Source organism: Chitinophagales bacterium (genome assembly GCA_017303415.1).
Taxonomy (GTDB): domain Bacteria; phylum Bacteroidota; class Bacteroidia; order Chitinophagales; family Chitinophagaceae; genus SpSt-398.
In genome coordinates this window covers 1,227,018-1,242,524 of sequence record JAFLBJ010000001.1, presented here as the reverse complement: position 1 = coordinate 1,242,524, position 15,507 = coordinate 1,227,018, and the positions used below count along the sequence as shown (strand labels likewise).

The window sequence follows — 15,507 nt, the reverse complement described above, 5'->3', positions numbered from 1 at the left end:
ATTTTTTTACAAAAAAAAAGCAATGAAATGACAGAAGCTTACGGAAATGGGAAGTTGAATTACTAAATCGGGAATAAGAGTTGGACAATTTTACCCGCCTCGCTTCACCAACACCACCTCAAATGCGGGATATCCTCTTTCGCTGTTTTGGGTAAGCGCAGTGAAACGAAGTTTATAATAGTTATTATCCCCATCCTTTATAATATAATACCGATCGGAGCGGACCGCCGGTGCAGAGGTTGGGCCTCCTCCGCTACGCCAATCAGACCCAATGGATGTTTGCAGGCTGGAGAATGTTTGCGCGGCAATATCCGCTTCGCCAAAATCTGCAAAGGCCTTGGTGGCTATCATAACTTTCGCAGCTTGTACATTGCGGTTTTGTAAAATGATATCCTGAAACAAATAAGGAACTTCTCCAGCGCCAAAATTGGTGGCATTGGAAAAATAGGTCCAGGCAATATCCCATTTCTTCTTCTCTGGTTCTACATTCAAACGTCCATTTTCAAATGACAAATAGGTAAAGTAAAAAGCGTCGTCTTTAGGTATATCGATGGAGGAAAAAGTAGTAGCCCCAATGTCGGCATGCTGAACTGTGTATCCACCAGAGGCGTTGCGGATGATACGAATCTTTTTCCAACCTCTGGCAGGTGCGGGCACTCCAACTCCCAATCCTCTATTGACAATATAGACCTTGTTATCGGCTGCATTGGCGCTGATAGCAGCGATTGCGGTACGTGTAAGGTCACCACTTGGATGATCGATAAAGGGCAATTGAGAAACCAGTGGATTTGTTTGGCTAAAGGCAACATCCAATGAAAAGCCAAGGGTATCCGCTGCGGTCACGGCTGTCAGATCGTTCTTGTCGATCATCTTCGCCATCATGGCCGAGGAAGAATTGAGAATGACCCGATAGTCATCTGCCCCGCCATAAAAACCAAGATCCCAATTGGTACGCAACACAGGGGTTTGCCGGTTAGCACTCAGGTCAATGAACACCTTATTGGGATAGGTGGCACCACCTCCATTTACAGTGGTAGAAGCACTGGTAGCAACAAGCTCGGAGAAAGAAACCGTCAGTTTCCGGGCAATGCCGATCAAAACCGGATTGCCAGAGCTATATATATCAAATACCAGTTTTTCATCCCCATCATACAAGGCACCGGTAGGTTTTTGAATGGTAAATGCCGCTTCATTATTTCCTGAGGGGATCGTCACCACCAATTGACCTGAACTAACCGTTGAAGCTGAAACAGCCGGTGTAGTAGTATAATCCGTTCCGTAAACAGCACCTTGTTCTGTCACCTGAATCGTTACCGGTATATCCGTATTGGTTGCACGCTCCAATTTTATTTTGACCGTTACCGTATTTTCCTGTTCGGTAATGCCAATGGATGCTGTTTCAAAATTCACCAGATTATCGGGTAGCACGGCATCGCGTTTGCGACATGCATTCAGGAGTAACACGATCGAAAGAGTTGTAAAAAGTAGCGTTTTCTTATTCATTGAATTATTGATTATTAATTATTAATTGTTATCCTTGGCCAAAAGCTATCAGCTAAAGGCTATCCGCTGTTAGTTCTTCGCCCAATCAAATACCAACCCTACAAACCCCGATCTTCCAGTTCCAATGCTCCGGGTGCCATTGGCCGCATGAACACCATTGCCAACAACTGAATTCCGGATCCTGTCAACATTGAATAGATTACGTACACCTGCCTGCAGGGATAGTACCTTGAACAAGGATTTGGTGAGGGTGATATCGGCCCAATGATATCCTTTGAGTGAGGTCAGCAAAATATCAGATCCACTTAAAATATAAGAGGGACGTTTCCCGGTGTATTTATAAAAAACATTCAGGTCAAGCCCGGGCTTTACCCATTTATACCCAACCGAGGCATTTACTTCGGCCGACCACTGTAACTCCGGAAGGGCCTTGTCGGTTTCGGATAGGTCATTAAAGAATCCTGTATAGGACGCTCCCGCAGAAATGGACACATTTTTATACTTAGCCACCGATGAAAGATTGAAACCAGCGGTTCGGCTATCTGATACATTTGTCAGTTGGAATATATTCGGATCATTGGCCGACATGGCATAGTCGATCAGGTTTTTTACACTATTGTAAAATCCACCAACGACCGTGGTATAGGCCACTTTTCCCGGCTCCATTTTTTTCCAGCTAAGGGAACCTGTAAAACTGTGTGATGTTTCTGCTTTCAGGTCGGGGTTACCCACGATCTGGTGATTGGCATCAAAGAAATTAAAGTATAATTCACGAAGGGATGGAGACCGGAAACCCCGTGCATAGGAAATACGCAGATCAAGGTCTTTACCCAGGGCAAATTTGGTATTGATCGAAGGGATCAGCGGAGGGGCATTATATACCGAGTTTTTGATAAACCGTAATCCGGGACGGATATTGATCTTTTTACTGGGCGTGAACTCCGAGGTGACAAAAAAGGCATAGTCATTTACCTTATTGGTTCCTTCTTTCAGCCGTTCCCCGGAGCCTGACTCCATATTGATATCAAATCCGGGTTGAACAGACCATTGATCGGATATCCTGACCAAGGCTGTACCACGGGTGCTAAACCCGGCGAAGTCGATCACACTTTGTGTACCGGCAGCTGTATTCAAACGAACGGCTCCCGTTTTTTGGCTGACGGTGGTAGAAAATACCTGGCGGCTATAATCGGTAAAACTGGATTGTATTTGGAAAGAGAGCCCACTGTTCACAAAATAACTTCCCTGTAATTGGTGCATGAGGCGCTGGGAAAGATATTCCTGATCCAATGCGAGGGTATCTCCGGATGAACTTTGATAATAATCAAAGTTGCCGGGGTTGGTGATGATCTCATCCAACCCATCGATCCGGTACCGAAGGTTAAGGCCGTTCTTATTCCAGCCTATATACCCTGATCCAAGAATCTGATCTTTTTTGTGCCAAACGAGTTCCCGGCCAATGGCAGTATCCTTCCATCCTCCGAAATAATTTCGACCCAGCTGGCCACCCAGATCCCAATTACGATACCGGTAACTGATCCCTACTGATTGATTATGGATTCCTTGTTGAATGCCATACTCCCGGCCTACCGATTCTTCATGCAACCGGGCATTGACAGAAAAGCGACCAGGCCCTGATTTTTTGGTGATGATATTAATTACACCCGCCAGAGCATCGGCTCCATAGATCACCGACATAGGCCCTTCCACGATCTCAATCCGTTCAATGGTATTAATATCGATCTGATTGATGTTGATCTCATTCGATGTGCCTTGTCTTCCGATCAGGGGCAAACCATCAATGAGGATTTTTACATTCTGCCCGGTCAATCCCATCATGGTGATATTCGAACCCCCGGTGGCGACATCCTGATTGAAGCGAATATTCAATTCACTCATCAGCACATCCTGTAATCGGGTGGCTCCCTGCTTGATGATTCTTTCTCTGGAAATGGTACGAACCTGATAAACAGAATTTTTTACGGTTTGCGGGCGATACTGCCCGGTGATGATCACTTCTTCAAGTTGTTTGGTCTTTACACTGTCTTCCTGCGCCATTCCTTGTACAAAAAATAACAGGGCCACTGCGCATAGGGGTAAACGTATCATAGTTTTCATTTGCGGGAGCAAAGTTTCATTTGGGAAAATGAAGTTTTATCACGCCATTGTCAATATAAGAGAGCGCAATATCGTTTTACAATTAAATGACAGCATTCCTATGAGAGTCATTCTTTCAATTGATTTAAATCATACAAATCCTCGCACGCCCTCGCGCCTTGGCGGTATGACTAACCGCGAAGACGCGAGGGTGGAAGGAAGCGTTATGAATTTATGTTTAGAGTTTGGCCGTCAGGGAGAGAAAAAAAGTTCGACCATCTGCTGGTAATAATCCCGGACCCGGATACCCACCCGCGCGACGTGTAAAATAATAGGTGTCGGCCAGGTTGTTGATACCACCCTTGACGCTTATGGCGGGTTTGATCTTATAAGCAAAGGACAGATCTGCTACAGAATACGCAGGGATCAGCCCGGTGTTTCCATTGGCCGATGGCGTTTCCGTATTATTGGCATCACTAAAGGTTTCACTGGAATAACTCCACTGCAGCGTGGCAGAAAAAGACTTCCAACCAAGGGTCATTCCACTGCGTAGAATATGTTCAGGTGCGTTCTCGACCTTCTTCCCTTTTGTATTGGCATCTTTATGGTCATTATCGTAACGGGCATTTGTATACCCGTAAGAGGCAAACAGAATAAGGTCCGTCTTTCCTTTAACCCAGGCGCGAAGCGGATTGAACTCTATATAGGACTCCATTCCTTTGCTGGTACTGTTTCCCACATTGGTGATCAAACGGTAGGAAGGTGTTCCTGAAACGGTTACCGTACCAATACGGTTGTTGTATTGCAGGAAAAAAAGGCTGACATCAAACTGAAGGAAATCCTTATACTTTCCCCGATAACCCAGATCTGCATTGTACCCTTTTGCATCTTTCAGGTTAGGATCCACCACATCGGTTGTAGGGGGAGCCTGGAGATTGGCAAATTGAATGGGCCGGTAGGCCTGGGAGATATTGCCGTATATCTCCATTTGACTGCCTACATGCCATTCCGCGCCAATACCCCCCAACATAAATGTTCGACCCCGGGTGATAGGTTGCAGAATAATGGGATCGCCCAGATTATTGAAACCGGTCCTTCCACTCGCCTCTCCTTCCAGCCATTCAAACCGGATACCAGGTATGATCAATAAATGATCGTTAATGCGGAAAATATTCTCTGCAAATGCAGCGACATTGGCCGATCGGAATTTGATATCGCCAGGATATTCCCCTTCAATGATCATGCTATAGTCCGTTCCAGTTGACCCTTTTCCATTGGAAAGGCGATGCGTCGTGCCGGTATATAAACGGATACCCGTGGAAAAGGTATTTTGCCATTTCCCCATTTTATAATCCGTAATAAACCGGCTTTCCAACCCGTAGTTACGGTAATGGTCCACCTGGGCAGTCCGGTTATTGTATTGTAAAGTAGCTGGATTAATGCTATCGGGAACTGTTATGGTTTGCAGAAACCCGATACTGCTGCGGTCGCCAATGGTGGCAAACAGTTTCGTATTCCACCTGGTTGATTCATTGATCGTATAATTAAGGATCAATGCAGGTGTGGTCCATTTTATATCAAACCAGTTTCGATGACGGAAACTTTGCCGGGGATCTTGTTTGAATTGCGCATCGGTCAACCCACCGGGTTGCTGGCTTCGGATATGTGAGTGCATAATTTCAGCCGATAAGGTAAGTCGTTGCGCCAGCTTGTAGGTATATGTTCCATAGACAGCATGGGTATAAAACCGACTGTTGTTTCTCCATCCATTTCCATTCCGGTGATCAAAAAAAGCATAATAGTGCGAACGTCCATTCTTACCGCCAACAGCATTATAGGTATTGAATAGATTATTACTTCCAACAGTTTGTTGCGTTTCCACCACAAATTTTTGATCGATCTCGCTCCCATTACGCAGGATATAATTCACCAGTCCGCCAAATTGCGGACCATACTGTAACGCGCCATGTCCTCGAATCACTTCAATGCGTTGAACCGCCTGTAATTGGGGATTGTAATAAGCTTCCGGATAACCAAACGGATCTGCTGCAATATCATACCCATTCTGGCGAATATTGAATTCCCAGCTTCGATTGGGGCTTAACCCCCGTGCAGCAATCCCGATCTGGATACCACTCGGGTCACTTTCCCAAACATGGATTCCCGGAACTTTGGCCAAGACCTGGCGCATGGTATTTGAAACAACATTTCCCTGGACATTATCCAGCACGATCAACGAACTTTTCTTTCCGGCATAAATATTTGTGCCTACGATCTCTGGCATTAACTGGAAATCACTTCGGCTATACCGGCCCACCACGGTAATATCGGGCAGGTTCTTGGTTACCGGATGGGTAGAATCATCGGCGAAGGGCCGCTGCGAAAGACCTATAACTACATCCAATAGGGCGAGAACTAAAAAGAGCAAACTCCTCCATGCAAACATACAATTGATTTTGTGCCGCAAAAATCAGCTATCTCTCTTCGTTAGGCTTTCGCAAAAAGAAAAAAGCTTTACGCAATGCGAAAAAGCAATCATAATTACCAAACAGGGAGATCTTACCGGATCAGCAATTCACAGGGTTTAAGCCCTGTGTGCTTTTTGAAGGCGGTAGAAAAGTGAGAGATGGAAGAATATCCGAGAAGCAATGACACTTCTGTGACGCTAAGCCCTTTTTCATATAAAAGGTATTTAGCATGTTCCATACGCTGGCTTTGATAAAAATCAAAGATGGTGGTGCCGAACATCTCTTTGAAACCTTTTTTAAGGTAACATTCATTGATGGCCACCTTGCGACTAAGTTCTTTGATGGTGATGGGCTCACCAATATGTTCGAGTAGAATTTCGCGGGAACGAATGATCTTTTCCCGATCCAGTTCATTTGCCAGGAATTTACAGGTGATATTCTCCACCTGTTTATCGCCCAGCATACAATCAAGGCTATAGAGCAGAAGCATCTGCGTTTGCGCGTTGATATAAATATTCGCTAAAGTATCCGAGTAGGTATGATTGAGCAGCCCTTCCAGCACCATTCTTGTTTTACCACAAAGAGGAAGTGTTTTGGAAAAAGAGGAACGGTGTTTAAAGGCCATCACTTCGTCACCCAGATTGGAATCTGAGCGGCGGGGTTTTACAAACTGGGTCAGTTGGGCCGGGGTGAAATGAAAACTCAACACATCCACGCTATCCACTTTTTCCATGCAGTGGCGGGAAGCAGCGTACTGGCACATGTCGCATTCCGTTTCCTTTTTACGGCAATAGACATTTCCTGAAACACAGAAACGCAATTCCAGGTAGCTCTTTTCCAGGGAATTCTTTTCGTAATGGTACACCAGCATACCGGTATCCTCTATGCTCCATTGAGACTGGCGGTGATACCTTTTAATAGTGTACTGCACCGAACCCGGGATCTGTTGTTCGCGTTCCTGCAACAGAACCATTTGATCCTGGATCAGGTTGTTGCGATAGGCGAGAGCGAGTATGTCTTGTGGTTGGTGCATGTGAGTGGGCAAAGGTACGAAATTGTGGGGGATGGATGTTGGATGTTGGATGACGGATGACAGATGACGGAGGACGGATGTTGGATGGTGGATGGTGGATGTTGGATGACTGATGACAGATGACGGATGAGGGTTGGTGGTTGGTGGTTATAAGGTATTAAGTTTTAGGTTTTTGAATCACCAAACCCCAAAAATAAATACCTATTACCAACATCCAACATCTAACATCCGTCCTCCGTCATCTGTCATCTGTCATCCGTCATCAGTCATCCAAAACCCTAATTGCCAATTATTTGCAAAAAAACTTCGCTATTATTCATTAAAAATTAACTTTGTCCGTCCTTTGAAAATCAAGCGCTAACAAATGATTCATCCTCATACTTATATTCACCCCAATGCCCGTTTGGCTACGAATGTCAAAGTGGACCCTTTTACAGTCATCCACCAGGACGTAGAGATCGGAGATGGTACCTGGATCGGTTCCAATGTGACCATTATGGAAGGGGCCCGGATCGGCAAAAACTGCCGGATCTTTCCGGGTGCGGTTATCGCCGCTATTCCGCAAGACCTCAAATACCAGGGTGAGTATTCCCAGGTGGTAATCGGGGATAATACTACGATCCGGGAATTTGTTACGGTTAACCGGGGTACAGAACACCGGGAAAAAACAATGATCGGCAGCAACTGTCTGATCATGGCCTATTGCCATCTGGCACATGACTGTCTGGTGGGCAATCACTGCATCATGAGTAACAACACGCAGGTAGCAGGACACGTAACGATCGGCGATTGGGCCATTATTGGTGGCATGTGTGCCGTTCACCAGTTTGTCAATATCGGTCAACATTCCTTTTTAAGTGGTGGTTCACTGGTGGGCAAGGACGTTCCTCCTTATATTAAAGCCGCCCGAAACCCGCTTTCCTATGCCGGGGTCAACTCTATCGGATTAAAAAGAAGAGGGTTTACCGTAGAAAGGATCAATCATATTCTCGATATCTACCGCATTATTTATAATAAGGGGATGAACACTACCCAGGCCGTGGAATTCCTGGAGGAAGAATTTGATGTAAGTGATGAACGCGATGAGATCGTTCAGTTCATCCGCACTTCCCAACGCGGTATCATCAAACGTTTCTCCAAAACCAACGGCGATGAAAGTATCGTTGACTGACGCAGGGAAACGGTATAACCGCGATTGGATATTTCGCCACCTTCATTACACATTTGAACAAGGGAAAAGTTACGCTATCACCGGACCCAATGGCTCCGGGAAAAGTACCCTGCTGCAGGTGATAAGCGGGGCGGTAGACGTGAATGAAGGAAGAATTAGTTGGTCCGAAGACGGAAGTCCGGGGTCCGGGGTTCGGAGAGAAACCTCCGACCTCCGACCTTCGACTCCGGACTCCCGACTTCCAACTCCCAACTCCCGACCTCCGACCCCCGACCTCATCTCCATCGCTGCCCCCTACCTCGAAGTCATTGAAGAAATGACCGCTTTGGAATTTCTCACTTTTCACCAGGTTTTCAAACCCTTTGTCAAAGACATTACGATTCCTGAAATACTGAAACGGGTGGGTTTGGAAAATGCGGCAGATAAACAGATTCGTTTTTATTCCAGCGGAATGAAACAACGCATCAAACTGGCCCAGGCTTTCTACTCAGATGTACCTATTTTATTATTGGATGAACCCTGTACCAACCTCGATGCCGGGGGTATCAGCCTCTATCAACAGCTCATCGCGGAATTAACCAGTGACAGATTGGTTGTGGTAAGTAGTAATGATGAAGTGGAATTTGGGTTTTGTTCGGAACGGCTGGATATCCTGAACTACAAATTATAATACACCACAGAGACACAGAGGCGCAGAGATTTCTGATAGCTAATGAATTCCTTTGTGTTCTTAAATATGACTAAACCCAATAGAATCCACGGAGTAATAAACAACTGGAATTTTTTATCATCTGTACATTTATCTCTGTGTCTCTGTGGTTAAGCCTACCGCTGACTCGCGATCAATAGATTCAGATCTGTAAACTTGATCCCAAAACGTTCACTCAAATGGAAATTGGTGAGATGCCCTTTGAAAAGGTAAATCCCGCTGCGGAGATGCACCTGGTGCCAGATCAATTTTTCAAATCCTCCCTCTTCTCCGGCTTCCATAAATAAGGGCATCAACACATTGCTGATGGCCTGGGAGGCAGTACGGGAAAAACCGGAAGGTATATTTGGCACACAATAGTGAATCACTCCATATTTTAAGAAAACGGGATGACCATGGCTGGTGATCTCGGAGGTTTCAAAACAACCACCCCGGTCGATGCTCACATCAATGATGACGCTACCCGGGCGCATATTGCTTACCATTTCTTCGGTGACCACCATGGGGGTGCGGCCTGTTTCACTGGCCAGGGCACCTACGGCTACTTCGCAGGTCTTGAGTTGTTTGGCCAGCATACGAGGTTCGATCACCGAGGTCCAAAGCCGGTGGCCAACATTATTCTGAAGACGTTTCAACCGATATACACTATTATCAAACACCTTGACCGAGGCGCCCAATGCCAGGGCGGCACGCGCGGCATATTCGCCTACGATCCCTGCCCCGATAATAATAACCTTGGTTGGAGCGATACCCGAGATACCACCCAATAATACCCCTTTGCCGTGGTTAGCAGAGCTGAGGTACTGACCCGCGATCAGCATCACCGCGCTTCCGGCAATCTCACTCATACTCCGCACAATGGGGTATGTACCACTATCGTCTTTTAAATTTTCAAAGGAAATACCGGTGATCCGTTTCTCCATCATCTTTTCCAACAGATCGGCTTTCAATACGGAAAGATGGATGGGGGAAATGATCACCTGATTGAGTTGAAGAAGAGGCAGGTCCTCTTCGATCACCGGTGCGCTTTTCACCAGGATGGGTGCCTTGAAAACCTCGGCCCGCTCATAAACGATCCGCGCACCGGCCTCACTATAATCTTTATCGCGGAAATGCGAAGCTTCACCGGCATTATGTTCGATCATGACCTCATGACCATTGCTGACCAATACGCTGACCGCGTCGGGGGTCAGAGCGATACGGTTCTCCTGAAAAGCGATCTCCTTAGGGATACCGATATGCATGGAAGCCCCTTTGGGCTTTATGTCCAGGGTTTCCTCCAGTGTTTCATAACTGAAGGAGGTACTGATCCGGGGTTTTTGCTGGCTCATGTTGGTTAAGGTCCCGTTGGATGGGCGGATGATAAAAATAATCAATTCCCGGCTATACGCAGCTTTCTGGCCTGGGTGTTTACCACCTCAAGGTAAAGATGGATGGTATCGGGTGGAAATAAACCCGGTGCCCGGTCTGGCCATTCCACCAAACAGGTGGCACCACTGTAAAGGCAGTCCTCCACCCCTGCCTGTATGGCCTCCTCCTCATCTTTTAAACGGTACAGATCAATGTGAAAAACAGGGCCGCCCTCCCACCCATATTCGTTGATGATTGAAAAAGTTGGACTGCTGACCACCTCGTGGATTCCCATCACCTCCCCCAGCGCATGTACGAGGGTTGTTTTCCCCGCTCCCATGTCGCCGTGCAGCGCCACCACTTTTCCCCTGATCAGGGGCAAAAGCCTGGCCGCAACCGCACTGATCTCCCTTAGTTCAAATAGGATGTCCATTTTGCAAAAATATATTTTTGTAATTGCAACCTTGTGTAGAAGATAGGGTTACCATGAATTGGCAAACGGGTGGAAATAGCTTAAATTTGCAACAGAAAATGCAACAATTACCAGGATATAAAGGATTTCAGGATTATCAGGATTTCTAAAACCGTCTTTATCAATCCCGTTAATCCAATCCGTTAATCCTAAAATCATATAAATCATGGTACAGGAGTGGAAAGTAGAAGGAATGGATTGCAATACCTGTGCGATCAACATTCACAAGTATCTGGAAAAGCAGGGCATGAAGAATGTAAAGGTCAATTTTGCCACGGGTGATGTGATCTTTGAAGCGGCGGAAGGTTATTCGCGTGAGAAGATCTCCAATGGCATCACGGATTTGGGTTATTCTGTAGCAGACAGATTGGAACCCGTCACTGAATCAAAAAAGAAGCCTTTTCTTTCTACCCACTTACAACGGTTTTGGTTTTGCCTGCCCTTTACGGCCATATTGATGCTCCACATGATTCCGGGGCTCCATATTCATTGGCTCGTGAATCCATGGGTACAACTCTCCCTGAGCCTTCCTGTTTATATCGTGGGGATGAGTTTTTTTGGCAGAAGCGCGTATAAGAGTCTTCGCAATGGTATGCCCAATATGAATGTACTGATCACGATGGGGGCCAGTGCGGCTTTTATTTACAGTTTATATGGCACATTGACCGGCCAGGCTGAGCAGTATATGTTCTATGAAACGGCTGCTACCATAATCACCCTGGTATTTCTTGGTAATTACATGGAGGATGCTTCGATTGCTTCCACGCAACGAGAATTGAACAAACTGGCCAAATCACAAAAAGTGATGGCGAATATGATCGCCTTTGATGACCAGCATCAGGAACAGATCTTCCCGGTGGAAAATACCGCTTTGCGTGTAGGCGATCTGATCCTGATAAAAAATGGGGAACAGGTACCCATTGACTGCAAGATTCTGAGTGGAGAAGCCCATGCCAATGAAGCAATCATCACCGGAGAAAGTATCCCGGTACATAAAATCAAAAAAGACACCCTGATCGGTGGAAGCTATTTGACAGATGGCACTGTAAAGGCACAGGTTACCGCTATTGGGCAGGACACCGTGCTATCGGGTATTATCAATATGGTCAGAAAAGCGCAGGGAGAGAAACCACCCGTGCAAAAACTGGCCGATAAGATCAGTGCCATATTTATTCCCACGGTACTGGTGATCGCGTTGGCCACCTTGGTTGTTAACTGGATCATCCTACAGGAATTTACGCCGGCCTTAATGCGGAGTATCGCCGTGATGGTGATCGCCTGTCCTTGTGCCATGGGGCTTGCCACGCCTGCTGCCATTGCCGTAGGGATGGGTCGTGCGGCTAAGAACGGTATCCTTTTTCGCAATGCCACGAGTCTTGAAACCTTTCGCGAGATCAAACAAGTGGTCTTTGATAAAACAGGCACCTTAACCACCGGTAAATTCAAAATTTCCGGGTTTCATTCGACTATGGAGGAAAAAGAATTTCAAAAGCTGGTTTACTCCCTTGAGAAATTCTCCAACCACCCCATTGCCAAATCCATTACTGAAAGTTGGAAATCTGCTGCCCCGATCAATTGGGCAAAGATCGAGGAGGTAAAAGGGTATGGAATGAAGGCCACAGACAAAGAGGGAAAAGTTTATTGGGCGGGCTCTTATAAAGTGCTGCCAGCCGGTCAGGAACCCGGTGAACACAATGTATTCATCACCCGCGACAATGAATTGATTGGTTGGGTTGATGTGGAAGATGAAGTGAGACCGGAAGCCAAGGAAGTAATACAATTTTTTGAACGCAGGAATATTCCTACGATCCTTTTAAGCGGAGATAAAAAAGAGAAATGTGAAGCGCTGGCCAAACAACTTGGCATCAAAACCGTGATCGCCGAGCAGACGCCCCAGCAGAAACTGGATAAGATCGAGGAACTGAACGCAGCGATCCCTACAGCGATGGTTGGGGATGGTATCAATGATGCGCCTGCGCTGGCCAAAGCAACCATCGGTGTATCGCTGAGTGAAGCTTCGCAAATAGCCGTAGAAAGTGCGCATGTCGTACTCATGAATAAAGGCCTGCGCAATTTACCGATGGCCCTGGGTTTGGGTAAACACACCTATATCACCATTAAAGAAAATCTTTTCTGGGCCTTTGCCTATAATATTGTCGCGATACCTGTTGCCGCACTCGGATTTCTTACGCCTACCTTTGGTGCCCTCGTAATGGGCTTGAGTGATGTCGTATTAGCGATTAATTCGGGGCGGTTGTTTGTGAAGAAGGTGGTGTGAGGCGTGAGATGTGAGATGTGAGACGTGAGTCGTGAGTCGTGAGTCGCCTCACGTTTCACGTCTCAATGAAACTCTTCCATTCCCGTCTATCACAACCTGGCCTTCTGCTTGTAAGAATTTCATGATCTCCCAATAACGTTCATTTCTAAGATCGCTGAACTTATTCCGCAAGTCTTTGGCTTCAATCCCGCCATTGGCCAATAACAATATCAAACGGTCAAAAAAATTCTGAATATCAGAGGCAGAAACCGACTTAACTTTTTTCTTTAAGCAGTTATCACAAATACTACAATCATTCATATTTGTGTCCCCGAAATATTCTCCAATAAACCGGCTCCTGCAATCAGAAGAAGCAACAAACCGCTTCATTTCAGCAAGACGCCTACGAAATCGATCTTCCTGTTTTCTATATCTTATCATATCGATTTGCAGAAGCTCCACCTTTACGCGGTTTCGCAAAAATTGAATTTGAGGTTTATCTGTTTGGGGGGAATATGAAATTAAACCATACCGATTTAGAGTACTAAGATCCTTTACAATCCGGGAATGATCTTGCATTAACAGTTTAACAAGCAGATATTCAGATATACTAACGGGGTAACCAAAAATCCCCTCATAACTTCTCAACAAAGCTTTAATTAATGGCTCGAGTTCCGGATGATCTTCTTCAAAAGCATACAATGCATTTTTATCACAAGTAAATTGAACAGTTGATGATTTGAATACTTGTTCATTAAAGGATAGCCACTTATCCTGTTCCAATACGCTAAGGGCGGGAAGCACTTTTCTTACAGGGAGTTCAAATTTTTTAATGACGTCTTGTATCTCTATTTCAAACGTTTCCCCTTCACCTGCCCCGGATGGTATCTGGTAATAATTCCCGATTGCTTCATATACCCTTTTGATCTCATCCGGAGAAGGAAATCGCTGTTCCGCCTGTTCCTCCAGGTTCTGAAGAAGACGGTCATTGTAAAGAAGTACAGCATAGGATTTCTTACCATCCCGCCCGGCTCTTCCGGCTTCCTGATAGTAGTTCTCAAGACAGTCTGGAACATCGGTATGAACAACTATGCGCACATCAGGCTTATCGATTCCCATTCCGAATGCATTTGTACATGCCATAATTCGAATATCGTTCCGAATCCAGGCTTCCTGTTTGCGCGCCCTTTCTGCTCCAGAAAGACCAGCATGGTAATAATCTGCATTTAGTCCCCATAATTTCAGCTGCGCACTTATGTCCTGTGTTGCCTTTCGACTTTTGCAATAGACTATACCCGTACCCGGCACTTTTTCAACAATTTCTTTCAAACGGGGCATAAATGCTTCCACTGAAAAAACGCTGTAGGAAAGATTTGGCCTTTCAAATGACTGCCGAAAAATCACACGCTCCTTAAAGCCAAGATATTGGCATATATCTTCCTGAACTTCCGTAGTGGCAGAAGCAGTCAACGCTAATACAGGTACACCTGGTAATTCCTCCCTCAAATTCGTTATACGCAAATAAGGAGGCCTGAAATCATATCCCCATTGGGAAATGCAATGAGCTTCATCTACAGCCAGGAGTGAAATGGAAAAGGAGGGAAGATACTCTTTGAAAAGGCGGGTTTCTAACCTTTCCGGAGAGACATATAGGAACTTGCAATTACTATTTCCAACAGTTTTAAATACTAGCTCAGTTTCTTTGCGGCTCATGCCTGAATATATGGCATAGGCAGTTATACCCTTTTTTCGAAGATTTTCAACCTGATCCTTCATTAAAGCGATAAGGGGAGAAATGACAAGACATATACCATCCTTTCTCATTGCAGGAACCTGATAACATAATGACTTTCCCCCGCCAGTTGGCAAGAGTGCCAAGGTGTCCTTTCCAGCCAATACAGAATGAATAATATCCTCCTGCATCGGCCGAAATGTATCATATCCCCAATATTTCTTTAGTATTGAATGCAGGGCTTGGGATGAATTGTGGGTATCTGAAGAGGAGCCTTGCGGCGATGTTGAGGTGCTCATTTCACGTCATCATTTTTGAAATCATGTTAAAGGATCGCGCCAAGTGATCGCCTGTGTGTTGGAGTTCCTCCTTGGAAATATAGGAGAGGGCGACTGCAATACCCAAAGCAGCATCAACCTCCACAATTGATCCTCTTGCGATCTCAAAAAAACGCCTTCTTTCAGCGACTGATTTCCTTGAACATCCTTCTGCTATATTCAAATGTACTGATATTGCCGCTCTGCGAATTTGCTGTGCCAAACAATATTTTTCCTCCATTGGAAATTGTTTGGTTTGTTCATAACACAGTTTTACCAATTCCTTAGAACAATGAAAAACATCCAATTTAGTATGGGCCAGATTTAGGAACATAGGGTAAGATTTCCCCAAAATTAGGAAACCTCGCAAACCTCCCAGGTTTCACCTTTCACGTCTC

11 protein-coding genes are annotated in these 15,507 nt (G+C 45.6%); 3 read left to right on the top strand and 8 right to left on the bottom strand.

Features of this window, described 5'->3' with window-relative positions:
* Positions 1–90: 90 nt before the first annotated feature.
* The 4 genes from J0M30_05435 to J0M30_05420 all read right to left on the bottom strand — a co-directional run bounded on the left by J0M30_05435 (position 91) and on the right by J0M30_05420 (position 7,101).
* A complete protein-coding gene (locus tag J0M30_05435) occupies positions 91–1,503 on the bottom strand; it encodes an HmuY family protein (GenBank protein MBN8666928.1) in 1,413 nt (470 codons plus the stop codon).
* A gap of 69 nt (positions 1,504–1,572) precedes the next feature.
* Complete coding sequence (locus tag J0M30_05430) at positions 1,573–3,621, bottom strand: TonB-dependent receptor (protein MBN8666927.1); 2,049 nt, start codon at positions 3,619–3,621, stop codon at positions 1,573–1,575.
* Positions 3,622–3,838: 217 nt separating this feature from the next.
* Positions 3,839–6,046 carry a TonB-dependent receptor gene (locus tag J0M30_05425; GenBank protein MBN8666926.1) on the bottom strand — a complete coding sequence of 736 codons (2,208 nt, stop codon included), beginning with the start codon at positions 6,044–6,046 and terminating at the stop codon, positions 3,839–3,841.
* Between the two features lie 113 nt (positions 6,047–6,159).
* Positions 6,160–7,101, bottom strand: a complete 942-nt coding sequence (locus J0M30_05420) for a helix-turn-helix transcriptional regulator (protein MBN8666925.1) — start codon at positions 7,099–7,101, stop codon at positions 6,160–6,162.
* A gap of 364 nt (positions 7,102–7,465) precedes the next feature.
* Here J0M30_05420 and lpxA point away from each other — a divergent pair, with 364 nt between their 5' ends.
* On the top strand, positions 7,466–8,272 hold the full coding sequence (gene lpxA / locus J0M30_05415) for an acyl-ACP--UDP-N-acetylglucosamine O-acyltransferase (GenBank protein MBN8666924.1): 807 nt from the start codon (positions 7,466–7,468) through the stop codon (positions 8,270–8,272).
* Positions 8,253–8,942 carry an ATP-binding cassette domain-containing protein gene (locus J0M30_05410; protein ID MBN8666923.1) on the top strand — a complete coding sequence of 230 codons (690 nt, stop codon included), beginning with the start codon at positions 8,253–8,255 and terminating at the stop codon, positions 8,940–8,942. Before lpxA ends, J0M30_05410 begins: the two co-directional genes overlap by 20 nt.
* A gap of 155 nt (positions 8,943–9,097) precedes the next feature.
* On the opposite strand, the gene J0M30_05405 is transcribed toward J0M30_05410, so the two are convergent.
* Together J0M30_05405 and tsaE are read right to left on the bottom strand one after the other, a co-directional pair.
* Positions 9,098–10,312, bottom strand: a complete 1,215-nt coding sequence (locus tag J0M30_05405; protein MBN8666922.1) for an alanine dehydrogenase — start codon at positions 10,310–10,312, stop codon at positions 9,098–9,100.
* A 41-nt stretch (positions 10,313–10,353) separates the two neighbouring features.
* Complete coding sequence (gene tsaE, locus J0M30_05400) at positions 10,354–10,764, bottom strand: tRNA (adenosine(37)-N6)-threonylcarbamoyltransferase complex ATPase subunit type 1 TsaE (GenBank protein ID MBN8666921.1); 411 nt, start codon at positions 10,762–10,764, stop codon at positions 10,354–10,356.
* 205 nt (positions 10,765–10,969) lie between these two features.
* Between tsaE and cadA the strand changes: the two genes are divergently transcribed.
* On the top strand, positions 10,970–13,081 hold the full coding sequence (gene cadA, locus J0M30_05395; GenBank protein MBN8666920.1) for a cadmium-translocating P-type ATPase: 2,112 nt from the start codon (positions 10,970–10,972) through the stop codon (positions 13,079–13,081).
* Positions 13,082–13,129: 48 nt separating this feature from the next.
* Here the strand turns inward: cadA and J0M30_05390 are convergent, their stop codons facing one another.
* Both J0M30_05390 and J0M30_05385 read right to left on the bottom strand, forming a co-directional pair.
* Positions 13,130–15,091, bottom strand: coding sequence for a RecQ family ATP-dependent DNA helicase (locus J0M30_05390; GenBank protein ID MBN8666919.1), 1,962 nt, complete (start codon positions 15,089–15,091; stop codon positions 13,130–13,132).
* 1 nt (position 15,092) lies between these two features.
* A complete protein-coding gene (locus J0M30_05385; protein MBN8666918.1) occupies positions 15,093–15,443 on the bottom strand; it encodes a four helix bundle protein in 351 nt (116 codons plus the stop codon).
* Between the last annotated feature and the right edge of the window lie 64 nt (positions 15,444–15,507).